Origin of the sequence: Scleromatobacter humisilvae, from assembly GCF_023231945.1 — a bacterium.
GTDB lineage: Bacteria > Pseudomonadota > Gammaproteobacteria > Burkholderiales > Burkholderiaceae_C > Scleromatobacter > Scleromatobacter humisilvae.
The window spans coordinates 541,779-564,718 of the sequence record NZ_JAJLJH010000003.1 but is presented as its reverse complement, the minus strand read 5'-3'; the positions used below and the strand labels follow the sequence as shown (position 1 = coordinate 564,718).

The 22,940-nt window shown below is 68.5% G+C and carries 22 protein-coding genes; 8 read left to right on the top strand and 14 right to left on the bottom strand.

From position 1 onward, the window contains the following. From LPC04_RS15670 to LPC04_RS15640, 7 genes are all read right to left on the bottom strand, one after another. Window positions 1-285, bottom strand: coding sequence for a YtcA family lipoprotein (locus LPC04_RS15670; protein ID WP_275683185.1), 285 nt, complete (start codon window positions 283-285; stop codon window positions 1-3). A 123-nt stretch (window positions 286-408) separates the two neighbouring features. After that, window positions 409-1,140 (bottom strand): response regulator, encoded by a 732-nt coding sequence (locus LPC04_RS15665; RefSeq protein ID WP_275683184.1) that lies wholly within the window; start codon window positions 1,138-1,140, stop codon window positions 409-411. A gap of 260 nt (window positions 1,141-1,400) precedes the next feature. Then, window positions 1,401-2,186, bottom strand: coding sequence for an enoyl-CoA hydratase-related protein (locus tag LPC04_RS15660; RefSeq protein WP_275683183.1), 786 nt, complete (start codon window positions 2,184-2,186; stop codon window positions 1,401-1,403). Next, on the bottom strand, window positions 2,186-3,127 hold the full coding sequence (locus LPC04_RS15655) for a 3-hydroxyacyl-CoA dehydrogenase NAD-binding domain-containing protein (protein WP_275683182.1): 942 nt from the start codon (window positions 3,125-3,127) through the stop codon (window positions 2,186-2,188). The genes LPC04_RS15660 and LPC04_RS15655 overlap by 1 nt, the downstream gene beginning before the upstream one ends. Window positions 3,128-3,165: 38 nt before the next feature. Then, window positions 3,166-4,371 carry an acyl-CoA dehydrogenase family protein gene (locus tag LPC04_RS15650; RefSeq protein WP_275683181.1) on the bottom strand — a complete coding sequence of 402 codons (1,206 nt, stop codon included), beginning with the start codon at window positions 4,369-4,371 and terminating at the stop codon, window positions 3,166-3,168. Between the two features lie 50 nt (window positions 4,372-4,421). Continuing rightward, the gene (locus LPC04_RS15645) at window positions 4,422-5,651 is read right to left on the bottom strand and encodes a CaiB/BaiF CoA transferase family protein (RefSeq protein ID WP_275683180.1); all 1,230 of its coding nucleotides are present in this window, start codon (window positions 5,649-5,651) and stop codon (window positions 4,422-4,424) included. Between the two features lie 263 nt (window positions 5,652-5,914). Then, window positions 5,915-6,679, bottom strand: coding sequence for an acetoacetate decarboxylase (locus tag LPC04_RS15640; protein ID WP_275683179.1), 765 nt, complete (start codon window positions 6,677-6,679; stop codon window positions 5,915-5,917). 426 nt (window positions 6,680-7,105) lie between these two features. On the opposite strand from LPC04_RS15640, the gene LPC04_RS15635 reads away from it, so the two are divergent. The 7 genes from LPC04_RS15635 (at window position 7,106) to LPC04_RS15605 (ending at window position 14,823) form a co-directional block, all read left to right on the top strand. Beyond that, window positions 7,106-7,759, top strand: coding sequence for a hydrolase (locus LPC04_RS15635; protein ID WP_275683178.1), 654 nt, complete (start codon window positions 7,106-7,108; stop codon window positions 7,757-7,759). A 21-nt stretch (window positions 7,760-7,780) separates the two neighbouring features. Then, window positions 7,781-8,041, top strand: a complete 261-nt coding sequence (locus LPC04_RS15630) for a DUF1427 family protein (protein WP_275683177.1) — start codon at window positions 7,781-7,783, stop codon at window positions 8,039-8,041. Next, the gene (locus tag LPC04_RS15625; protein WP_275683176.1) at window positions 8,034-9,926 is read left to right on the top strand and encodes an amidohydrolase; all 1,893 of its coding nucleotides are present in this window, start codon (window positions 8,034-8,036) and stop codon (window positions 9,924-9,926) included. Before LPC04_RS15630 ends, LPC04_RS15625 begins: the two co-directional genes overlap by 8 nt. Beyond that, on the top strand, window positions 9,911-10,306 hold the full coding sequence (locus tag LPC04_RS15620; RefSeq protein WP_275683208.1) for a DoxX family protein: 396 nt from the start codon (window positions 9,911-9,913) through the stop codon (window positions 10,304-10,306). Before LPC04_RS15625 ends, LPC04_RS15620 begins: the two co-directional genes overlap by 16 nt. 34 nt (window positions 10,307-10,340) lie before the next feature. Then, complete coding sequence (locus tag LPC04_RS15615) at window positions 10,341-11,252, top strand: VOC family protein (protein ID WP_275683175.1); 912 nt, start codon at window positions 10,341-10,343, stop codon at window positions 11,250-11,252. A gap of 37 nt (window positions 11,253-11,289) precedes the next feature. Next, window positions 11,290-12,696 carry an alginate export family protein gene (locus LPC04_RS15610; RefSeq protein WP_275683174.1) on the top strand — a complete coding sequence of 469 codons (1,407 nt, stop codon included), beginning with the start codon at window positions 11,290-11,292 and terminating at the stop codon, window positions 12,694-12,696. A gap of 96 nt (window positions 12,697-12,792) precedes the next feature. Then, window positions 12,793-14,823: a PAS domain-containing sensor histidine kinase gene (locus tag LPC04_RS15605; protein WP_275683173.1), complete on the top strand. Its 2,031-nt coding sequence runs from the start codon at window positions 12,793-12,795 to the stop codon at window positions 14,821-14,823. A gap of 24 nt (window positions 14,824-14,847) precedes the next feature. Here LPC04_RS15605 and LPC04_RS15600 read toward each other — a convergent pair whose 3' ends face one another. The 3 genes from LPC04_RS15600 to LPC04_RS15590 form a co-directional block, all read right to left on the bottom strand. Further along, complete coding sequence (locus LPC04_RS15600; protein ID WP_275683172.1) at window positions 14,848-15,060, bottom strand: hypothetical protein; 213 nt, start codon at window positions 15,058-15,060, stop codon at window positions 14,848-14,850. A gap of 162 nt (window positions 15,061-15,222) precedes the next feature. Beyond that, window positions 15,223-16,863 (bottom strand): LuxR C-terminal-related transcriptional regulator, encoded by a 1,641-nt coding sequence (locus tag LPC04_RS15595; protein ID WP_275683171.1) that lies wholly within the window; start codon window positions 16,861-16,863, stop codon window positions 15,223-15,225. A 175-nt stretch (window positions 16,864-17,038) separates the two neighbouring features. Beyond that, the gene (locus LPC04_RS15590; protein ID WP_275683170.1) at window positions 17,039-17,773 is read right to left on the bottom strand and encodes a response regulator; all 735 of its coding nucleotides are present in this window, start codon (window positions 17,771-17,773) and stop codon (window positions 17,039-17,041) included. Between the two features lie 547 nt (window positions 17,774-18,320). Between LPC04_RS15590 and LPC04_RS15585 the strand changes: the two genes are divergently transcribed. Further along, a complete protein-coding gene (locus LPC04_RS15585; RefSeq protein WP_275683169.1) occupies window positions 18,321-19,055 on the top strand; it encodes a response regulator transcription factor in 735 nt (244 codons plus the stop codon). Between the two features lie 13 nt (window positions 19,056-19,068). On the opposite strand, the gene LPC04_RS15580 is transcribed toward LPC04_RS15585, so the two are convergent. The 4 genes from LPC04_RS15580 to cyoB are packed head-to-tail and all read right to left on the bottom strand — an operon-like array spanning window position 19,069 to window position 22,939. Then, window positions 19,069-19,929: a hypothetical protein gene (locus LPC04_RS15580; protein ID WP_275683168.1), complete on the bottom strand. Its 861-nt coding sequence runs from the start codon at window positions 19,927-19,929 to the stop codon at window positions 19,069-19,071. 26 nt (window positions 19,930-19,955) lie between these two features. Then, window positions 19,956-20,345 carry a cytochrome o ubiquinol oxidase subunit IV gene (gene cyoD, locus LPC04_RS15575; RefSeq protein WP_275683167.1) on the bottom strand — a complete coding sequence of 130 codons (390 nt, stop codon included), beginning with the start codon at window positions 20,343-20,345 and terminating at the stop codon, window positions 19,956-19,958. Continuing rightward, window positions 20,342-20,956 carry a cytochrome o ubiquinol oxidase subunit III gene (gene cyoC / locus LPC04_RS15570; RefSeq protein ID WP_275683166.1) on the bottom strand — a complete coding sequence of 205 codons (615 nt, stop codon included), beginning with the start codon at window positions 20,954-20,956 and terminating at the stop codon, window positions 20,342-20,344. Before cyoC ends, cyoD begins: the two co-directional genes overlap by 4 nt. Before the next feature lie 12 nt (window positions 20,957-20,968). After that, window positions 20,969-22,939 (bottom strand): cytochrome o ubiquinol oxidase subunit I, encoded by a 1,971-nt coding sequence (cyoB, locus tag LPC04_RS15565; protein ID WP_275683165.1) that lies wholly within the window; start codon window positions 22,937-22,939, stop codon window positions 20,969-20,971. Window position 22,940 lies beyond the last annotated feature (1 nt).

The window sequence follows — 22,940 nt, the reverse complement described above, 5'->3', positions numbered from 1 at the left end:
TCAAAGCCCGATCCATGCAACCCACACGAGCGCCGCCACCAGCAGGCCGATCGAGATGCAGACGAACAGTTGAAGAGGCATGACCTGGGCCAGTCCGGTCGCCACCATGGCCACTCGCGCCAGGACCGCGCCGACCACGGCGACCAGGACGCAGCTCAGCCACGCCGGAAAATAGGCGCCCGCCACCTCGACGGAGGGCGCGCCGCTGCACGCCTGTGGAAACAGGGTCAACGCGAGGACGGGCCCCGCGATCCACTCGAACCGCGACGATTGCAGACTGCGCATGCCGCCAGCTTGCCTGCGACGGAGGTGGACCGCATCGCACTGCGGAGAAGCCGCGCCACGACACCTTGAGCAGGATGCCGGCTACCACGTATGGTCAGTCTGCGCCGCAGCCCGGCCGCGTCTTCAGTTGAGGAATTCGACCGGCACCGCAAAGACGTAGCCGGCCCCGCGCTCGGTCCGGATCAGCCCGTGCGACTCGTCGTCGCCGCTGAGCTTGCGCCGCAGCCGGAAGATCTGGACATCGATCGAACGGTCGTAGATCTCGTCGCCGTACAGCCGCGAGAGATCCAGCAGCTGGTCGCGCGAGAGCACGCGCTGCGGCGCTTCGCAGAACGCCAGCAGCAGGTTGTATTCGCCGTTGCTGAGCGAGACCTGCTGGCCGCGCGGATCCGTCAGGCGACGCGCCAGCGCATTGAATTCCCAGCCGGCGAAACGGTACGCGCGGCGCCGGGTGCCACGGGCCAGCACGTCGGGCGACTGGCGCCCGCGGCGTCGAAGCACGGCCCGCACGCGCGCCAGCAGCTCGCGATTGCTGAACGGCTTGGTGATGTAGTCGTCCGCCGCCGTCTCGAGTCCCATGACCCGGTCCGCCTCGTCGACCCGCGCCGTCACGATGATGATGGGGATGCCGCTCTCGTCATGCAGCTTGCGCGCGAGGCTCATCCCGTCCTCTCCGCGCAGCCGCAGGTCGAGCAGCACGAGGTCGATGGCGTGATCCTTCAGGATGCGGTCCATGTCCGCTCCTCCGGTCGCGGTCGAGACGCGCAGCTCGCTCTCCAGAAGGTAGTCGCCGATCAACTGGCGCATCAGCGGGTCGTCGTCGACGACGAGGATGTGGGGCACGTTCGCAGACATGATGAAGGACTCGTTCGATTTCCAGGCGCAACATGGCGGCCGAAAAATCTGCCCTCTCCACCTGCTTGAACCGGGAGCGCCGACGTTGCAACGCCCATGCACCGGCGCGCGATCGGCCAGGCGGGTCGCACGCTATCACCCGGCAACGCTGCCTGTATGACAAACGCAAGAAGCCAGCGCGTCTTCTGGCGTCGCGCCGAGACGCACCCGGATGGGGCGCGCAGCCGCGCGCCCCATCGTTCCTCCTGGGCACCTGGCCGTCACCGGCCCTGGAACTCGGGCGGACGCTTTGCGAGGAAGGCCGAGGTGCCCTCGCGTTGATCGTCCGTGCCGACGCAGATGGAGAAATGGGCCCGCTCCATCGCCAGGCCGGCATTCAGGCCGACCTCGCCACCGTCGTGGACCGCGGCCATGGCCATCCGGATCGCGACGGGCGCATTGGCGAGGATCTGGCGCAGGACGGCGTGCGCCCGCTCCATCAGTTGCCCCGGTCCGGCGACCTCGTTGACGAGACCGATGCGCCAGGCCTCCCTGGCATCGATGGGCAGCGCGGTGAGGATCAACTGCAGCGCCCGGCCCTGGCCGACCAGACGGGCCAGGCGTTGCGTGCCGCCGAAGCCCGGGATGATGCCCAGCTTCACCTCCGGCAGTCCGAAATGGGTGGACTCGGCGGCCACCCTCAGCGTGCAGGCCATCGCCAGCTCGCAGCCGCCTCCGAGCGCAAAGCCGTTCACCGCGGCGATGACGGGCTTGCCGAGATTCTCGATGCGATTCATCACGCCCTGCCCCAGGCGACTGTATTGCCCGGCCTGCAGCGGCGACAGGCTCCCCATCTCGGAGATGTCGGCGCCGGCGACGAAGGCCTTCTCGCCCGCGCCCGTGACGACCACGCCGCGAACGGCCTCGTCCGCCGCGGCATCCTGCATGGCCGCATCGATCTCCACCAGCGTGGCATGGCTCAGCGCGTTCAGCGACCGCGGCCGGTTCACGGTGAGCACCGCGACGCCGTCCGCCTTGTCGAACAAGATGTTCTCGAACGCCGGCATCAGTCGGCCCCTTCGCGGGCCGCGCGCACCGCGAGCAGGCCCATCAGCATCGCGTCGCGATCCGCGGCGAGCTGGTCGATGGAGCGGCCGCGGGCCTGCGCCGTCACACCCTCGACGACGACGCGCCGCAGCTCCGGCGTGATCGTCGGGTTGCCCAGCACGCTCCACCAGGCGGTCATCGGGCCGGTGAACTGGTCGAAGAAATGCTCGATTCCGCCCTGGCCGCCGCCCAGGTGGAAGAGCTGGGTCGGCCCCATCACGCCCCAGCGCAGGCCGGGGCCCCAGCAGACCGCCGTGTCCGCGTCGGCGACGCTGACCACGCCCTCCGAGACCAGGTGCACCACCTCGCGCCAGAGCGCCGCCTGCAGCCGGTTGGCCACGTGTCCCGGCACTTCCTTGTTGAGCCGGATCGTGCGCTTGCCGAGCGACGTGTAGAACGCGGCCAGGCGAGCGATGGTGTCCTCGGAAGTCAACGCGCCGCCCACGAGTTCCACCAGCGGGATCAGGTGAGGCGGGTTGAACGGATGGCCGATCACGCAGCGCTCGGGATGGCGCTTGCAGGCGGTCTGGATGGCGCTCATCGTCAGGCCGGAAGAACTGGACGCGATGATCACGTCGGCATCCAGCAGCGCATCGAGCTGCTCGTAGAGCGTCCGCTTGAAATCGAGCCGCTCGGGGCCGTTCTCCTGCACGAGGTCCGCGCCCTTCAGCGCATCCGCGAGATCGGCGTGGAAGCTCAACCGGCCGGGTCGGTCGGCCCGCGACCCCAGGGACTCGAGCTGCGGCTTCGCGGCGTCGATGAATTCGTGCAGGCGAGCCTCGGCGCCCGGCGCCACGTCGGTGGCCGCGACGTCGATGCCCCTGGCGAGGAACAACGCCGTCCAACTGGCGCCGATGACGCCTGTTCCGATGATCGCGACCCGGCGAATCTGTCTTGTCATGGTGATTCCTGTGATGGGATGTGCCCGCGTTGCCGCGTTCAGACGAACGCGCTGAAACCGGTGATCGCCTTGCCGACGATCAGCGTGTTCATCTCGCGCGTTCCCTCGTACGAATAGAGCGCCTCGGCATCGGCCACGAAGCGGCCGATATGCTCGTCGAGCAGGATGCCGTTCGCTCCGAGGACTTCGCGCGCCCAGCCCACCGTCTCGCGCATGCGCACGGTGCAGACGCTCTTGGCCATGGAGGCATGCTCGTCGCGCATGATTCCCTCGTCCTGCATCTGCGACAGCCGGTGGCACATCGCCTGGGTGGACGTGATGTTGCCCAGCATGCGCGAGAGCAGGTCCTGCACCAGCTGGAAGCCGGCGATGGGGCGCCCGAACTGCTCGCGCTTCTGCGCATAGCGAAGCGCGTGCTCGTAGGCACCGGTCGCGCATCCGACCGACTCCCACGCGACGGCGGCGCGGGACTGCCTCAGCACCTGCGCCGTATCCCGGAACGAGTTGGCCTTCTGCAGCCGGTCGGCCTCGGGGACGCGGCAGTCAGTGAGCGTGATCAGCCCGTTCTGCACGACGCGCAATGCCATCTTGTGCAGGATCTTCTCGACGTGGAAGCCCGGGTTCTTCTTGTTCTCGACGACGAATCCCTTGACCTGGTCGTCGGCGACGTCGCGCGCCCAGATGACGGTGAGGTCGCCCCAGGTGGCGTTGCCGATCCACTTCTTCTGGCCGTTGAGGATCCAGCCGTCGCCGTCGCGCCGGCACGTCGTGGTGAGGCCGCCGCCGGTTCCCGAGCCGACAGCGGGCTCGGTGAGCCCGAAGGAGCCGATCATGTCCATGCGCGCCATCGGCGGCAGCCAGCGCTGCTTCTGCTCCTCCGAGCCGCAGACGTGGATCGAGCCCATCGCGAGGCCGGTGTGCACGCCGAAGAACGTGGAGAATGAGGCATCGACGCGCGCGATCTCCATCATCAGGATCCCCATCAGCATCGTGCTCCTGCCCGGGCAGCCGTAGCCTTCGAAAGGCAGGCCGGCGATGCCGAGCGCCTTGACCTTGGGCAGCAGCTCGAACGGGAACTCGTCGCGCTCCCAGTAGCCGTTGATGACGGGCTGGACCTCGCGCTCCATGAATTCGCGCACCTTCAGGCGCAGGTCGTTGTCCTCCTTGGACAAGGTTCGCGCGAGCATGTAGAAATCGCCGTCGGCGACGGGGAGAGGCTTGCTGCCTTGCGTTTCAGATCGCATGGATGATCTCGTGTTGAAGTGGGAAGGCGGACGCCGGCTGCAACGGACGATCAGCCGGCGGATTCCGGTGCCACGGCGCCGGCGGCGCAGAGACGTTCGATGTCGGCCTGCGGGAACGCGAGCTCGCGCAGGACGTCGAGGCTGTGCTCGCCGAGGCGGGGCGCACGCGTCGGAGCGACCTTGCGCACGCCGCCGACCTGCACCGGGCTGTTGACGGTCTTCGTCGCGCCGCTCGGGTCGTCCGCGAGCGGCACGAAGATCCCGTTGGCGTGCATCTGCGGGTCATGCAGGATCTCTTCGGCGATCTGCACGACACCGAAGATGACGCGCCCTTCGTCGAGCGTCTTCTTCCAGTGCGCCAGCGGCTTGCTCGCGAACACGGGGTCGAGGATCGCGACCAGCGCCGCGGAGTTCGCCGCGCGCAGCTTGCCGTCGGAGAAGCGCGGGTCGTCGAGCAGCGCAGGCAGGTTCATCGCCTTGACGAAGCCGGGCCAGTCCTTGGTCTGGACCGCGACGAGGAGCAGCCAGCGGTCATCGGAGGTGCGATACGGGTTGAGCAGCGCGTTGGGCGGGCTCTGGCGATCGTGCTGGCCATGGAGCCTCGCACCGTTGAGGCCGCCTTCGATCCACGCGGCGGCGGCCCAGGCGCCCTCGGCGATCAGCGAGGTCGTGACATGGCTGCCCAGCCCGGTCTTCTCGCGGCGATAGAGGCCCGTGACGATGGCCGAGTACAGCGTGCTGGCCGTCGCGTGGTCCCCGATCCCGGGAATGGGCAGCGTGGGCGGGCTGCCCGCATCGTGCGTGACCTGCATCAGTCCCGTGCGCGCCCAGTACGCGGTGATGTCGAATCCGGGCTTGTCGGCCTCGGGCCCCTCCGCGCCATAGCCGGTGATGTCCGCGTACACCAGGCGCGGATTGAGCGGCTGCAGCGACGCGTAGTCGAGGCCGAGCTTGGCCTTGACGTTGGGCGGGAAGTTCGTGACGAGGACGTCCGCCCACTTCACCAGCCGGGCCAGCACGTCGGCGGCTCCCGGTGCCTTGAGGTCGAGGGCGATGCTGCGCTTGTTGCGGTTGGTCAGCTGCCACGCGTAGTTGCGCTCGCAGGTGGGATTGGGCGGCGTGGCGTAGAAAAGTCGATACGGGTCTCCGAGCCCTGGCGGCTCGACCTTGATGACCTCCGCGCCGAAGTCCGAGAGGATGGTCGTGGCGGCGGGACCGGCGATGTAGCTCGCAAGGTCGACGACCCGAAGCCCGGAGAAAATGCTCTGCTCTTGCGTCATTGGGTTTCCTGAGGTTGGCCTGTTCGCGCCGTCGACGCGCCCGGCGAATCGGTGCGGGCATGCCGACTCATCCGGGATCGGCGAATGCCGAAGCGACGATGGACGAAGGCATCGTCCCTGGCCCGTCGCAGCCGAGGCATCCCCCGCATGGGTTACTGGCAGGCGAGGTCGTCACGGCGCGCGCAATGCCGCACGCGGGGCCGCCCGGAGCTCGAGCGCGCCCAGGGAACGCGCTCGCCTGCGGGAACGCCAGCGACGCCGTCTCAACGAGTGCCGCGTCGCGTGCGGCCGGCCAGGTAGTCGTGGACGACCGCACCTCGGTCGAGCGTGAGGTCCGCGACGATATGCATCGCCGACACCACCTCGAGCACCGGCAGCAACGCCACGGGCGCCAGGACATGAGGATGCAGGGCCAGGGTTGCCGGCCCGGTCCACGCCCCCTTCACCGTCACGTCCTGCGCGCGGAACTTCACGAGCTCGCAGATCCGGGCCGAGCTGCCGTCGACATCCGGGATGATCTTCAGCAGGTAGCCCGACTCCTCCATCGAACGCGCCACCTTGGCCGGATCGACGGCGTCGTACTTGTAGGTCATCGTGGCGGTCGCCACACGGACGCCGTTGTAGTCGAGCGTTCCGACCAGGCAGTCGCTCTGGATGTCGAGCCGGGGCTGGGCCATCAGCTTGGGATAGCCGAGCACCTCGCGTCCGGCGGCCGTGCCGGCGAAGTTGTCGAGATACATCGCGTGCGTATACGAGCCGGGCTCGCCGTCCATCGTCACGGGGATCACCTGTCCCGATTCGACGTAGGAGCCGAAGCCCGAGGAATCCGGCATCTTGATGAACTCGTACTTGACGATGGGATCCGCCACTTTCAGCGGGGCCGGGACCACCCGCGCCAGGGCAGCCGGGTCGGTGCGATAGGTGATGATGACAAACTCGCGATCCACGAAGCGGTACGGAGGCTTCGGATAGGCGGGCCTCGTCAGAGGCATGGCATACGCTGAGTCGAGGACTTCCTGTTCGGTCATGAAATGTTTCTCGATGGATGGCACGGACGTGCGCCGGCGGCGCGATGCGTTGGCACGACATCCATCGTGCTCGAGCGATCGCTCGTGCGGCATCCCCCTGCCGGGGCACTCGCGAGAGGCGAAGGGACTGGACGCCCCACCCGGCTGCGAGCAAGCGTGCGAGGCTCGTCGCGAGCGCCTTCGCCCGCAGTGGCCTGGCCAGGACGTCGTCGGCCGGGCGGTTGCCGGAACGCGACGTCGCGCCCTCCGCTGGTCTGGCTTGAACATGCAAGGCATCGGCACCGCCCCACAGCGTCGCCGGCCGATCGAAAGGTCGAATCTCGATATGCCCTCTGGACAATTTCCACGTCGTCGACGATTGCCCAGACTGCCTGGCAGCCGCTGATGCGCGGTGCATCCCGGCCTCACCTTCCGAGAGGAACTCCCATGTCCATCGTCGCCAAACCCACGCCAGGCTCGAAGCTGCTCACGCCCACCGACCACGCGCTCGTCCTGATCGACTTCCAGTCCCAGATGGCATTCGCCACCAAGTCCATCGACATGGTCGTGCTTCGCACCAACGCGGGCTTGATCGCGCAGGCGGCGGCGGGATTCAAGGTGCCGACGGTGCTGACCACGGTGGCCGAGAAGAGCTTCTCGGGCCCCATGTTCTCCGAGGTCACCGAACCCTTCCCCGGCCAGAAGCTGATCGATCGGACGTCGATGAACACGTGGGAGGACGCCAACGTCATCAAGGCCCTCAACGCGATCGGCAAGGACAGGCTCGTGTTCGCCGGCCTGTGGACCTCGGTCTGCATCGTCGGCCCGACGCTGTCGGCGCTGGACCAGGGCTACGAGGTCTACGTCGTGACCGATGCGTGCGGCGACGTCTCGACGGAGGCGCACGAACGCGCCGTGACGCGCATGGTGCAGGCCGGCGCGCGCCCGATGACGGCCCTGCAGTACCTGCTGGAGCTGCAGCGCGACTGGGCGCGCGGCGATACCTACGGGCTCACGACCGGCATCGCCAAGACGCATGGCGGCGCCTACGGGCTCGGCGTCACCTACGCCAAGACGATGTTCAGCGCGCACGAAGGATGATCGTCCCGAGGAGGCCGCTCCATGAAGCCCTACATCGTCTCGCTCGCCGTCGGCCTGCTCGTCGGCGTGATCTACGCGCTGTTCAACGTGCGCTCTCCGGCGCCGCCCGTCATCGCGCTCGTCGGCCTGCTCGGCATCCTGCTGGGCGAGCAGATCCCGCCGCTCGTCAAGCAGGCGCTGAGCATCCAGCCGACGGCCTCGTGGATGGACGACCAGGTCAAGCCGCACATGTTCGGGCAGTTACCCTCGTGCAAGTCCGACGGAGAAGACCAGCATGGCTGACACAGTCCCTCCCGATCTCATCCTCCATCACGGCGCCGTCACCACCCTCGACCGCGCGAACCCCGTGGCCACCGCGGTGGCCATCCAGGGCGGGCGCATTCGGCAGGTCGGCAGCGACGCGGAGATCGTGCCCCTGGCCGGCCGGTCGACCCGCATCATCGACCTGCAGGGCCGACGCGTCCTGCCCGGCCTGTGCGACAACCACACGCACGTCATCCGGGGCGGACTGAACTTCAACATGGAGCTCCGCTGGGACGGCGTGCGCAGCCTGGCCGACGCGATGAGCATGCTTCGCCGCCAGGTGCAGGTGACGCCGGCGCCGCAGTGGGTGCGCGTCGTCGGCGGATTCACGGAGCAGCAATTCGTCGAGAAGCGGCTGCCGACGCTGGACGAGCTCAACGCCGTCGCGCCGGACACGCCGGTCTTCATCCTCCACCTGTACGACCGCGCATTGCTGAACGCGGCCGCGTTGCGCGCGGTGGGCTACACCAGGGAGACGCCCGAGCCGCCCGGCGGCCAGATCGTGCGCGACGGCCAAGGCAATCCCACCGGCCTGCTGCTGGCCAAGCCGAATGCCGCCATCCTCTATGCGACCCTCGCCAAGGGCCCGAAGCTGCCGCTCGAATACCAGGTCAACTCCACGCGCCACTTCATGCGCGAACTCAACCGGCTCGGCGTCACGAGCGTGATCGACGCGGGCGGCGGCTTCCAGAACTATCCCGAGGACTACGAAGTCATCCAGAAGCTCTCCGATTCGTCCCAGCTGACGGTTCGCATCGCCTACAACCTCTTCACGCAGAAGCCGAAGCAGGAGAAGGACGACTTCCTGCGCTGGACCGCGGGCTCGAGCTACAAGCAGGGCAACGACTACTTCCGCCACAACGGCGCCGGCGAGATGCTCGTGTTCTCGGCCGCCGACTTCGAGGACTTCCGCCAGCCCCGGCCCGAGATGCCCGCCGGCATGGAGGACGACCTCGAGGGCGTGGTCCGCATCCTCGCGCAGAACCGCTGGCCGTGGCGCATGCACGCCACCTACGACGAGACCATCCGCCGCGCGCTCGACGTCTTCGAGCGCGTGAATCGCGAGGTTCCGTTCGCCGGCCTGCACTGGTTCTTCGACCACGCGGAGACGATCTCCGACGCCTCGATCGATCGCATCGCCGCGCTCGGCGGCGGCGTGGCCGTCCAGCATCGAATGGCCTACCAGGGCGAGTACTTCGTCGAGCGCTACGGTGCCGCGGCGGCCGAGGCGACGCCGCCGGTGGCGCGGATGCTGGACAAGGGCATCCACGTCTCGGCGGGCACGGACGCGACCCGCGTCGCCTCGTACAACCCGTGGGTCTCGCTGGCGTGGCTGGTCACGGGCAAGACGGTCAGCGGACTGACGATCACGCCGCAACGCAACTGCCTCGACCGGGAGACCGCGCTGCGCATGTGGACCGAGAAGGTCGCCTGGTTCTCCGACGAGGAGGGGCTCAAGGGCGTGATCAAGGCGGGGGCGCTCGCGGACCTGGCCGTGCCCGACCGGGACTTCTTCGCGTGCCCCGAATCCGACATCGCCGACACCACGGCCCTGCTCACCGTGGTGGGCGGCAAGGTGGTCTATGGCGCGGGCGAGTTCTCCGGCTGGGACGATGCCGGCCCGCCGCCGGCGATGCCGGACTGGTCGCCGGTGCGACGCTTCGGCGGCTACGGTGCGTGGGGCGACAAGGAGGGTGCGCCGCTGCAGGCCGCGCTGCGGCCCGGCATGGCCGCGGCCTGCGGCTGCGCGAGCGCCTGCCGCGTCCACGGGCATGACCACCTCGCCGCGGCGCGCCGCTCGATTCCCGCCGGCGATCTGCAAGGCTTCTGGGGAGCCCTGGGGTGCGCATGCTGGGCAGCGTGACCATCCGCTGGCTGGCGCTGCTGGCGCTGTGCGCGGCCTACCTGCAGGGCGGCTTCGACAAGGTCACGGACTTCGCGGGCGCCATCGCGGAGAACCGGCACTTCGGGCTGGAACCCGCCGCGCCGCTGGCGGTGGCGACCATCGTCGTCGAACTCGGCGCATCCGCCCTCGTCCTGAGCGGCATCCAGCGCTGGGCCGGCGCGCTGGTGCTCGCCGGATTCACGCTGATGGCCACGTTCGTGGCAAACCGCTTCTGGGAAATGACGCAGCCGGCGCGCTTCATGGCCGAGAACGGGTTCTTCGAGCACATCGGCCTGGTGGGCGGCTTCGTGCTCGTCGCGTGGCACGATCTGGCGCAGCGCCGGGCAGCTCGACACTGAAGTCCCCCAACGCAACCTGATTGGAGACACCGCCATGCATTCGCCGTGCGCCCGTCCGTTCGCCCGCTCTTGCGCGATCCTTGCCCTCGCTCTCGTCGTCGACGCCGCGCAGGCCAGGCCGCCCGAGGCCTTGCCGAAGGTCGCGGTGGGCGCGCAATACGACACCACGCACGTCTACGTGGCGCCGGCCGACGTGGACAGGTTCGTCCAGAGCTTCGTGGCGACCTTCGGAGGCCAGAGCACGAAGCAGGTGGTCGCCACGGTGACGCCCACGCCAAGCAGCACGACCTCGCAGCTCGTCCAGACGCCCGTGGGCACCGTCTCCGTCTTCGGCTTCCAGACGCCCGTGCCCTATCCGTTCGGCGCCGAGAGGACGGGCTACCTCGTCACGGATCTCGATGTCGCCGTGAAGGCGGCGCGCCAGGCCGGCGCCGACGTGCTGGTCGCGCCGTTCCCCGACCCGATCGGGCGCGACGCCGTCATCCAGTGGCCCGGCGGCGTCGACATGCAGCTCTACTGGCATACGGCCAAGCCCGCCTATGCGCCGTTCGCGACCATCCCGGAGAACCGGGTCTACGTCTCCGCCGACCGCGTGAAGGCGTTCGTCGCGTCGTTCGTCGCGTTCTCCCAGGGCAAGGTGGTCTCGGATGCCGCCAATGCGCCCGGCGCGGAGATCGGCCGTCCCGGCGAGTCGTATCGGCGCGTCCGCATCGAGTCGACGTTCGGAAAGATGCTGGTGCTCGTCAGCGACGGCCACCTGCCGTATCCGTTCGGACGCGAGTCGACGGGCTACGAAGTCGCCGATCTCGACGACACCCTGGCCAAGGCCCGGGCGGCCGGCGTCAAGGTGCTGCGCGAGCCCGAGGCCCAGGACGATCGCACCGCTGCGTTCGTCGAGTTCCCGGGCGGCTACGTCGCCGAGATCCACCGCGTCACGGCCCATTGACTGCGCCGCGACACGACGTGGCTGCGAGAGGCGCGCCGTGCAATCGCCGCTGGCCATCGCCCTAGTCGCTGCGGCGCTCGGCCTCGCGGATGCCCGCGCGCAGGAGGAACCGGCGGGCGCCCAGACGATCAGTCGGCCCCCGATCAAGATGAATCGCTGGCAGGAGGACTGGTCGGCCCTGCGCGACCCGTCGCTGCGCACGGAGCCGCTCGACGGCCTGAAGTACATCGCGCTGTCGGACATGAATCCCGCGCGATACCTGTCGCTCGGCCTCACCCTGCGCGAGCGATTCGAGACGAATGACGCGCCGGGACTGGGGACGGGCGGCACGAGCCGCGACTCGTACGTGCTGCAGAGGCTGCAGCTGCACGCCGACCTGCATCTCGATCACGACTGGCGGATCTTCACCCAGCTCGATGACGACCGCGCGTTCGACAAGCAGGTCCGCTCGTCCGCCGACCAGGATCGTGTCGACCTCCGGCTGGCATTCGCCGAATACGTCGGCCGGTTCTCCAGCGGCACCTTGAAGGCGCGCGTCGGACGGCAGGACTTCGCCTTCGACATCCAGCGCTTCGTCTCGTCCCGCGACGGCCCCAACGTGCGCCAGTCCTTCGATGCCGTGTGGGCCGACTGGGAGACCGCGGACTGGCGATTCATCGCGTTCGTCAGCGAGCCGGTGCAGTACAAGGACGGGCACGACTTCGACGACAGCGCCAACGGCACGTTCAGGTTCCACACGCTGCGGGTCGAACGGCACGTGCTCGGGGACAACGAGCTCTCGGCGTACTGGTCCCTCTACGAGCGCGCCAGCGCGCGCTATGGCGACGCCGTCGGATACGAGCGGCGCAATGCCTGGGACGCCAGATTCGCGGGCCGCGCGGGCGACATCGACTGGGACGCCGAGGCCATGGTGCAGGCGGGCCGCGTCGGCGCGAGCACGATCCGCGCCTGGAACGTCGGCGCGAGGACGGGCTACACGCTCTCCGACGTCGCCTGGCAACCCCGCGCCGGATTGCAGTTCGACGCCGCCTCCGGCGACAGGCGCCACGGCGACCGCATCGAGGGGACGTTCAATCCGCTCTTTCCCAACGGCTACTACTTCACGTTGGGCAGCTATACGGGCGACGCCAACCTCCTGCATCTCAAGCCGTCGGTGACGCTGCGGCCCGCCCATGACTTCAGCGTCGCCGGCGCCGTCGGCTTGCTTTGGCGCGAGGCCACGGCCGATGCGGTCTACCTGCAGCCCAACATTCCGGTCGCGGGCACCGCCGGAGGCGGCCATCGCTGGACGGGCAGCTACGCGCAGCTGCGGATGGACTACGCGGTCGATCGCAACATCGGCACGGCGCTCGAGGCCGTGGACTACAAGGTCGGCGACACGCTGCGCCATGCCGGTGGCCACGACAGCACGTACGTGGGCGTGGAGTTCAAGGTCAGCTGGTGAGGCGCGCCGCGAGACGAGGCACCGGACAGGCCGGCAGTGACGAGAGCGGCCGGTTGGACTATCGTCGCCGGAAACGCCACCTTGAGGACACTGGGCATGCCCGAGACCGAACGAAGCGCCAGCCGGCTGCTCACCGCGATCGCCGATGCCGACGCCATCGAGCAGGCCACCGGTGTCCTGCTGGGAAGCGACTCGCTCGTCCACGCGCTGCTCGACACCATCCCGGTGCTGATGTGGTCGGCGAACCCGGACGGCGAGCCCAGCTACCTCAACCAGCGCGTCGTGGACTACACCGGGCGGTCGCTGGCGGATTTCGCGAAGCTCGGGTGGACCCAGCTCATTCATCCGGACGACCTCGACGACACCATCCGGGCCTGGACGCACGCGGTGGAGACTGGCAGTTCATACCACGTGAAACATCGACTTCGTCGCGCGGACGGGGAATTCCGGTGGTTCCTGGTACGCGGCGAGCCGTTGCGAAACGCCGAGGGCCGCGTGGTGCAGTTCTTCGGCCTGGACGTCGACATCACGGAGCAGGAGCAGCTCACGCGGGAGCTGCGCAAGAGCGAGGAAGAACTGCGGCTCTCGGAGGAGCGCTATGCGCTGGCCCTGGTCGGATCGAACGAAGGCGTCTTCGACTGGGATCTCCGGGCGGGCCGCACCTACCTCCACCCCCGCACCCAGGAACTGCTCGGCATCCCCGTGGGAGAACCCTGGCGGAGCAACGAGGAATGGGACGTCCTTCTCACGTACCACGTCGACGAGCGGGAGCGCATGCAGGCGGCGCTGCAGGCGCATTTCGCAAGCGGGACGCCCTACGACCACGAGCTGCGATTCGTGATGCCCGGCGGCCAGGTGCGCTGGTTCCGAGCCCGGGGCACCGCGCTCCGAGGCGTCGACGGGACTCCCTATCGCTTCGTCGGCTCGCTGGGCGACATCACCGAGCGCAAGCGGCAGCTGGAGGAGATGGCGCGGCTCGAAGGCCGCCTGCGGCAGGCCGAACGCTTCGAAGCCATGGGGACGCTGGCCGGGGGCATCGCCCACGACTTCAACAACATCCTCGGCGCGATCCTGGGCTTCGGCGAGCGGGCGCTGCGCGCGGCGCCGCCAGACAGCCGCATGCACCACGACCTGAGCAACGTGGTGCTGGCCGGAGAGCGCGGCCGCACGCTGGTCGACCGCATCCTGTCGTTCAGCCGCGGCACGGCGGGAGAGCGGGTGCCGGTGGACGCGGAACGCGTGGTGCGCGAGGCGCTGGACTTCCTGCAGGCGAAACTGCCGAAGCACCTGAAGCTGCGGACCCGCCTCGTCGCCGGCCGGGCCGCGATCCTCGGCGACGGGGTGCAGATGCACCAGCTGGTCATGAACCTGTGCACGAACGCGGCGCATGCGATGACGCAGCCGGGTTCGCTGAGCGTGTCGCTGGAGACCGTGGAGATCCTGCAACCGCGCCAGCTCAAGGTGGGCACGGTCGAGATCGGCCAGTGGATCGTCCTGCGCGTCGCCGACCAGGGCAGCGGGATGACGCCCGACGTCCTCGAGCACATCTTCGAGCCGTTCTTCACCACCAAGGAAATGGGCGTGGGAACGGGCCTGGGCCTGCCGATGGTGCTGCGCATCGTGGCGCACTTCGCGGGCGCCATCGACGTCGAGAGCACGCCGGGCGTGGGCAGCGCGTTCACCGTGTACCTGCCGCACGCGGGCGAGGCGCCCGAGGAGTCCCCGGACGATCAGTCCCTGGCCCCGCAAGGTCGGGGGCAGCGCGTGATGATCGTGGAAGACGAACTCGCGCTGCTGGAGCTCACCGCCGACGCGCTCAGGGACCTGGGTTACGAGCCGGCGGCGTACGATTCGGCGCCGGCGGCGCTGAAGTCATTCTCCATGAGCCCGGGCTCGTTCGCCGCGCTTGTCACGGACCTGCAGATGCCCGGCATGTCGGGTGGCGAACTCGTGCAGAAGGTGCGCGCCGTGCGGCCGCTGCTGCCCGTCATCCTGATCAGCGGCTACGCCGGCGACAACACCCGCTCGGCCTTCGACAGCTTCGGCTGGGCCGACGACGTGCTCACCAAGCCGCTGCGCCTCGATGCGCTCGCGACGAGTCTCGCCCGCCTCCTCGACGTCAGATGAGCCCTGCCGGCCGCGGCAGCGTGCTCATGCACCGCCCTTCTTGTCCGGGGAGTCTTCCGGATCCACGGCGGACGCGCCGGGCTTGTGGCTCCTGATCTTCCTGGCGGGCTTGTGCTTCGCGGGCGCGGAGGCGGCACCGGCCTGGGCAGTCGCCGACTTGTCGGATGCCGCCGTCTGCGCGAAGGACGCTGCGGCGGCAGCGGACAGCAGGACTGCGATGAAGGGAATCTTCGTCATTGGACTTCCATGGTTGGATGAGCGAAATCGTCGAATGTCATGCTAGGGACGGCGCCTGCGATTCGCCACGCCACCAGGACAGAGCCCGGGCCTCGCCTTTGGTGGTAGTCCGCGCCGTCGTGCGGCATCGCCGGAACGCGCCTGTCTTGCGACCCGCACGCCTCAGATGATGCCCAGGCTGCATGCGCGCGACACCGCCTCCACGCGCGTCTGGGCCGCGAGCTTCAACAGGATGTGCTTCGCGTGCGACTTGACGGTCTCGGGCGTGATCTCGAGCATCTTGGCGATGCGCTTGTTCGACAGGCCATGGCTCATCAGCGTCAGGATGTGGCGCTCGCGTGGCGACAGCGATTCGCCCGAGCGATGGCGCGTCCGCGCGGAACCTGCCTGCGGAGCGCGCTCCGGAAAGCCTTTCAGCAGGCTCCGGACGTAGGGCCGCAATTCGTCCGGCAAGCCGGCCGCGCCGGCGCGGTGTTCGAACAGCCACTCGAGCAGGCGCCGGGTCGCCTCGCCGGCGTCGAGGAAGGTCCGGTACAAGCCCGCCGTCGCGCCATCCTCCAGCGCGCGCGCCGCCTCGGCGGCCGCCTCGCGATCCTGGCCGGATCGATGCAGGATGCATGCGAGCAGCATCCGCATCTCCGTCGCGCGCTGGAGCTCCCGGCGCGACACGTGTTCCGAGACGATGCGGTTCAAGGACGCCGCCGACTGTTCGCTCCCCTCGCCCGAGGCGAGTTCCAGGCGGGCGCGACAGATCGCCACCTCGCGCGCCAGGACGCCCTCCCCGCCTGGCCGGTCCGACTTCGCCGCCATCGTTCGCAGGCGGGCCGAACAGTCCTCGGCCTCGCCGATGCGCCCGGCCTCGACAAGCAGGCGCACGCGCTCCGCCAGGCTGAGCGCGACGAGACGAGGCCAGTTCCGTGCCTCGCCGAGCAGCTCCGCCTCGCGCAACAGCAGGATCGCGAAGGGCACTTGCTGGCGCGTCACGGCGATCCGCGCCCCCACGACATAAGCGCGGAGCGCGCCCTCGATGCCGCCTTGCGATCCGCTCAACACCAGCCGGTCGCGGATCAGGCGATCCGCCGCATCGACGTGGTTCTGCTCGTAGAGGATGGCGGCACTCAACGCGGTCGCCATCCGGCTGGCCGGGAAGTCCGGGCCGAAGAAGCGGGCCGACAGCTCCAGCGCGTCGTGCGCCAGCCGTCCGGCCGTGGCCAGCCGCAGTTGCTCGGCCTCGACGGCGGCTTCCATCGACAAGTGCAGGATGCTGCAGAACGCGTCGCGGCGGCGTGTCGGCACCGGACCGACCGGCCGCGCGAGTTCGCAGAATGCCGAGAGGCGCCGTCCCTTCCAATGCGCCAGCCGAAGAAGCAGCGGGGTCGCCGGATGATCGGCCGCGCCTTCGTGCACCATGATGGCATCGTCAACGATCTCGACGGCGGCTTCGGCGTCGTCATTGAGCAGCGCGTGCGCGGCATCGAGCAGGCGGCACTCCAGTTCGACGGCGTCGTCCGGCGACGCAACGGTGCCGGCGGCCATGCACCGGATGCGCGACTGGCCCTCGGCCAGCTTCATCGCGGCGAGCGCGGCCCACGCCTGCAGGGCCGCACGCTTCGAGCGCGCCACGCGCACCGGAGCGGGCGCCGGCTCGGCGGCGCGGCTCTCCCCCCGCGATCCCGGTTCGCCTCCCACGTCGGGGTCGGGCGTCGTTTCGAACGCGTCCAGGCCGAAGTCGGACGCACGTATCAGGAAGGCGACCCCTGCTCTCTCGCAGCACTCACCGTCCGGATCAAGATCGAGATTCATGAGGGCCATGCCTTACCGGACCCCAGGTCGAACGCAGCCTGGACGAGTCCGCTCCGCAATTGACAGGCCCCCAGACTAGGGCGCGACCGCTACCCGGCACTTACGCGAGGAGCGGCCAGATTGCAGACGGAACAGTCCAGATTTCGGACGTAACCCGCTCGCCCAGGCCAGGATCTCAGCCGAGCATCTCCACCGGCACGGCGAACATGTAGCCGACGCCGCGCTCCGTCCGTATCAGCTTCTGCGACTCCTCGTCACCGCTGATCTTGCGTCGCAGCCGGAAGATCTGGACGTCGATGGAACGATCGTAGATCTCGTCGCCATGCAGGCGCGACAGGTCCAGCAATTGATCGCGCGACAAGACGCGTTGCGGCGCCTCGCAGAAGGCCAGCAGGAGGTTGAACTCGCCGATGCTGAGTGGAACCTGAAGGCCTTGAGGATCCGTCAGGCGCCGCGACAAGGTATTGAATTCCCAGCCCGCGAAGCGGTAGGCGCGGCGGCGCGTCCCACGCGCGGGCTGATCGCCGGGGCGCCGGCCCTGGTAGCGGCGAAGCACGGCCCGCACGCGAGCCAGCAGCTCGCGGTTGCTGAAGGGCTTGGTCACGTAGTCGTCGGCGGCCATCTCGAGCCCCATCACGCGATCCGCCTCGTCGCGGCGGGCCGTCACGATGATGACGGGGATGTCCGTGTCCTCGCGCAGCTTGCGAGCCAGCTGCATGCCGTCCTCCCCGCCCAGGCGCAGGTCGAGCAGCACGAGGTCGATGGCGTGGTCGCGCAGGATCCTGTCCATGTCCGCACCGCCATCCGCGGTCGAGACGCGAAGCTCGCTCTCGAGCAGGTATCCGCTGATCAGGTCCCTCATGAGAGGGTCGTCGTCGACGACGAGGATGTGGGGCGCGTTCAAGGACATGCTGAAGGACTCGCTCGACTTTCTCATGAGCAACATGGCTGCCGACAAGAATCGAGCCCCTCGACTTGCGACATCGCAACCAGTTCGAGCGGCGGACTCGGCGTTCGTGCGAGTTCGCGCCAGGGGCCTGACAGCCGGACGCGGACTAGATTAGCACGCAGCAAATCGCATTCATATGACCAAGGAAAGGGAATCGCGCGGCAGTTCAACGGCCAGGCGCGTCGATGAAAGCCCGAGACAGCGGGCATCGCGCAAGCCCTCACGGGCTGGCCAACGTTTCAGCTGTAGCGATGGCCGTGCCCGGCGAAATCTGGCCGTAGTACGGACTGGGCATCCTGCTGGAACGACATGCCGTCCGATCGCCGGCATCCCCCGGTGAGGCGCCTGCGCCTCGCCAGGCGAAAGGCACGGCCCCGAGTCGGCCAAAAGGAGATGGTCGACGTATGCCCCATGCGGGGGATGGAGCCCGACCGCGTCGAGTCCGATAGTGAGACAAGGCCTGCGGTCACGCCGCTGACTGCCCGAACCGAGCCAGGAGAACCGTTCGATGTCCAACCGACCCATCCAAGTGTTCGTCGTCCATGACGACTATGTGTGTCGCACCGGCCTGACGGCCGCCTTCGCCGAATGCGACGACATGCGAGTCCAGGCCACTTCGCAGGACGACCCGGCACTCCTGTCCTGCGATGTGGTCGTCACCGACTTCGACAACGGCATCCGGATCCTCGCGGCCATGCATGCCTTGCAGCTCGATCGTGCCGGCACCAAGGTCGCGATCGTCGCCAACGCCGAAAGGGAATGGCAGATCCGCGATGCGCTCAAGCGCGGGGCCGCGGGCTTCCTGCCGCTCGGCTCCTCCGCCGAGGAGCTCTACGTGGCCGTGCGCACCGTCCACCGCGGCGAGTGCCACCTGAGTCCTTCGATCGCCGCGAGGCTCGCCACGAGCCTGGCCACCGAGCCCCTGACCGAACGCGAAGGACAGGTGCTGGCGTTGTTGACCGACGGTCTCTGCAACAAGCACATCGCCTCCCGGCTCGACATCTCCGTGGGCACGGTCAAGGCCCATCTCCGGTCGGCCTTCGACAAGCTCGGCGTCCACAGCCGCACCGAGGCGATCCTGATCGCCGAACGCCGGGGGATGCTGCGTCAACCGGGTCCGGCGCGGAGGCCCCCCGCGCTCGCGCAGGTGCAGGCGCCGCCGGTGCTGCCCCGGCCGCGGATCCATCACGGCAACCCATTCGTCGACGCGGACGTTGCCCGCTTCGCTCCCGCGGACGCGTGAGCGCGTTCGACGATCAGTGTTCGGGAAACAGGAACTGCAGCTGCGCCTGGACGTCGGTCGCGGCGGCGTAGCGCGGGCGCTCCACGTTCCTGAAGGCCTCGAGCCGCGCGTTGACGTGCAGGCCCGCGATCTTGAAGACCCGGCCGAAGCCGCCGCCGACGGGCACGGTCCAGCGCTGCGAGCTCGCCCGGTCCCAGTTCGAGGTGATGACGGGCGTCGACGCGAGGTACCAGCCCTGGGCCAGGTTGTAGTTCGCGAAGGGATTGAGCGTCATCTGGTTGACCCGGCCCTTGCCCGACCCGGCCCAGACGTTGTTGAGGAGCGCGCCGGCCACCCAGTGGCCGTCGATCACGAGGCCCACCACGGCCGGGCCGCCGCCCCATTTGTCGACGCCCAGCGCATCCTGGCTCGCGGTGGGCAACCAGGCCTGCGCGCCGGCGCCCCAGATGAACTTGCCGGGGTGCGCCGGCGTGAAGTAGAACTGGGGCTCGATGTTGCCCAGGCCCGTCACGTCGCCCTGCTCCGGGCTTGTCCGCGGCAGGTGGACGACCGGCACGATGGTGCGGGTGATCACGCTCCAGTTGGCGTCGATCCGGATCGGGACGACCGGCTGGATGAGCAGCGTGTCGGCCGTGCCGCGACAAGGCCCTGTTCGAGTCAGCGTGTTGTTCTGGAACGGCACGCTGATGACGTGGGCGATCGGGTTCTGCGCCTGCGCCGCGGCGCTCTGCGCGCCGGCTCCGGCTGCTTCGCTGTCCGCGCCGCCGGCCGGCGCCGATTGCGCGAACACGCATCGCAAGCCGCTCGCCAGGACCAGCGCGGCCAGACGCGACGCCGGGATGCTGCCGCCCGCATCGGAGTCGAAGTGCTTCATCGGAACGGTCTTCCCGGACGCTTCGGCTATCGCTGCATCCGCATCAGCTGGCTCGTGGGCATCATGTTGGACTGCAGGTGCGACATGATCCACAGCGACCCGCCGACGATCAGCACCACGATCAGCATCGTGATCGCGAAGGCGAGGATGTTGGTGCGCTGGTTGGGCGTCGTGCTGATGTGCAGGAAGAAGATCAGGTGCACGAGCATCTGGCCGATCGCGAGCACGGTGATCGCCGCGATCGCGCTGGCCGGCGTCAGCGCGGCGGTGCGCGCCGCGGCGAACGCGGCGATGGTGAGCACGGCGGCGGCGGCATACCCCACCAGGTAGCCCTGCAGCGAGCCGTGCTGCTGGCCGTTCTCGGTGCCCGGCGTGACGCGGGCGGTCTCGAGGGAGGCGGTGGGAACCTGGGTCATGATGCGGATCCGATCAGGTAGACGAACGAGAACACGCCGATCCACACGACGTCGATCACGTGCCAGAACAGGCTGAAGCAGAACAGGCGGCGCACCATGGCTTCGGTGAAGCCCTTCTGGCGCAACTGCAGCAGCAGGATGAGGATCCACGCCAGGCCCGCCGTGACGTGGAGGCCGTGCGTGCTCACGAGCGTGAAGAAGGCCGACAGGAACGCGCTGCGATCCGGCCCCGCGCCATCGGCGATCATTCGATGGAACTCGGTCAGCTCGAGCGCCAGGAAGACGGCGCCGAGGGCGAACGTGATCGCGAGAAAGCCCTTCGCCGATGGCGCGTCCCGGCGATCGCAGGCGAGCATCGCGAGTCCGCAGGTCAGGCTGCTGGTCAGCAGGCACGCCGTCTCGATGAACGCATTGCGCAGGCCGAACAGCTGGTGCCCGTCGGGCCCGTCCGCCACCGAGCGATGCAGCACCGCGAAGGCCGCAAACAACGTGGCGAACAGGATGCAGTCGCTCAGGAGGTAGAGGTAGAACCCGAAGCCGGTCATGCCGCGACGATTCGGATGGCTCGCCTCCTCGCCGTGGCGGCCGTTCGGGACGACATGTGCTTGCATCGAAGGTTCCTCTCAGGCCCGGGCGGTGCGCAGGTGCGCGGCGCGTTCGATGTTCTCGACCTCGTGCGCGCGCAGCGTCGTCTCGTCGTCATCGCCCCACGACAGCCAGATCCAGTACGCCAGCGCGGCGACCAGCGATCCCGCGCCCAGCCAGTAGATGTGCCAGACCATGCCGAAGCCCCCCGCGACGGCGAAGAACGCGGTGACGAAGCCGAGCGACGATGGCTTGGGCATCTCGATGTCTTCGATGGCGCCGGGTTCCGCGAGCCGGCCCTCGTGACGCGCGGCCCAGTAGGCATCGACACCACTGACGGCCGGCAGCACGGCGAAGTTGTAGACCGGCGGCGGCGACGGCGTGGCCCATTCGAGCGTGCGGCCGTGCCAGGGGTCGCCGGTGAGGTCGCGCCGCAGGTGCCGCGTGCGGATGCTGACGACCAGTTGCACGATCTGCAGGAAGATGCCCAGCATGATGAGCGCGGCGCCCGCGACGGCGACGTAGAGATACGGCGTCCACGCCGGATCGTCGTAGTGGTTGATGCGCCGCGGCATGCCGAGGAATCCCAGCACGTACAAGGGCATGAAGGCGAGGTAGAAGCCGACGAACCAGCACCAGAACACCGCCTTGCCGAGCGTCTCGTCGAGCGTGAAGCCGAAGGCCTTGGGGAACCAGTACGTCAGCCCCGCGATGCAGCCGAAGACGACGCCGCCGATGACGACGTTGTGGAAATGCGCGACCAGGAACAGGCTGTTGTGCAGCACGAAGTCGACGGGCGGCACGGCCATCAGCACGCCGGTCATGCCGCCGATCGTGAACGTGACCATGAAGCCGATCGTCCACAGCACCGGCGACGTGAAGCGCACGCGGCCGCCGTACATCGTGAACAGCCAGTTGAAGATCTTCACGCCGGTGGGAATCGAGATGACCATGGTCGTGATCCCGAAGAAGGCGTTGACGTCGGCCCCCGAGCCCATCGTGAAGAAGTGGTGCAGCCAGGTCGTGAACGCGAGGATCGTGATGCCCATCGTCGCGATGACCATCGACCGATAGCCGAACAGCGGCTTGCCGGAGAACGTCGCGATGACCTCCGAGAACACGCCGAATGCGGGGATGACGAGGATGTAGACCTCGGGGTGGCCCCAGGTCCAGATCAGGTTGATGAACATCATCGCGTTGCCGCCGCCGTCGGTCGTGAAGAAGTGCATGTCGGCGTAGCGGTCGAGCAGCAGCATCGCGAAGGTGGCCGTGAGCACGGGGAAGGCCGCGACGATCAGCATGTTGGCTGCCAGCGCGGTCCACGTGAAGATCGGCATGAACGAGAGCGTCATGCCGGGCGCGCGGCATCGCATGATGGTGGTGACGAGGTTCACGCCGGACAACAGCGTGCCGATCCCCGAGATCTGCAGCGACCACAGGTAGTAGTCGACGCCGACGCCGGGGCTGTAGGCCAGTTCGGACAGCGGCGGGTAGACGAGCCAGCCCGTGCGCGCGAATTCGCCGATGCCCAGCGAGATGTTGACGAGCAGCGCGCCGGCGGCGGTGAGCCAGAAGCTCAGCGCGTTCATCACCGGGAAGGCGACGTCGCGCGCGCCGATCTGCAGCGGGACGACGAAGTTCATCAACCCGACGACGAAGGGCATCGCCATGAAGAAGATCATGATGGTGCCGTGCGCGGAGAAGATCTGGTCGTAGTGCTCGGGCGGCAGGAAGCCGCGGCCGTCATTGGACGCCAGCGCCTGCTGCGAGCGCATCATGATCGCGTCGCTGAAGCCGCGCAGCAGCATCACGAGCGCGAGCAGGACGTACATGATGCCGACGCGCTTGTGGTCGACGGTGGTGAGCCACTCGTCCCACAGCCACTTCCAGCGGCCCAGGAACGTCAGCAGCCCGAGGATTCCCGCGATCCCGATCAGGATGACCGAGCACGTGACCATCACGATCGGCTGGTCGAACGGGATCGCCGCCAGCGTGAGTTTGCCGAACATC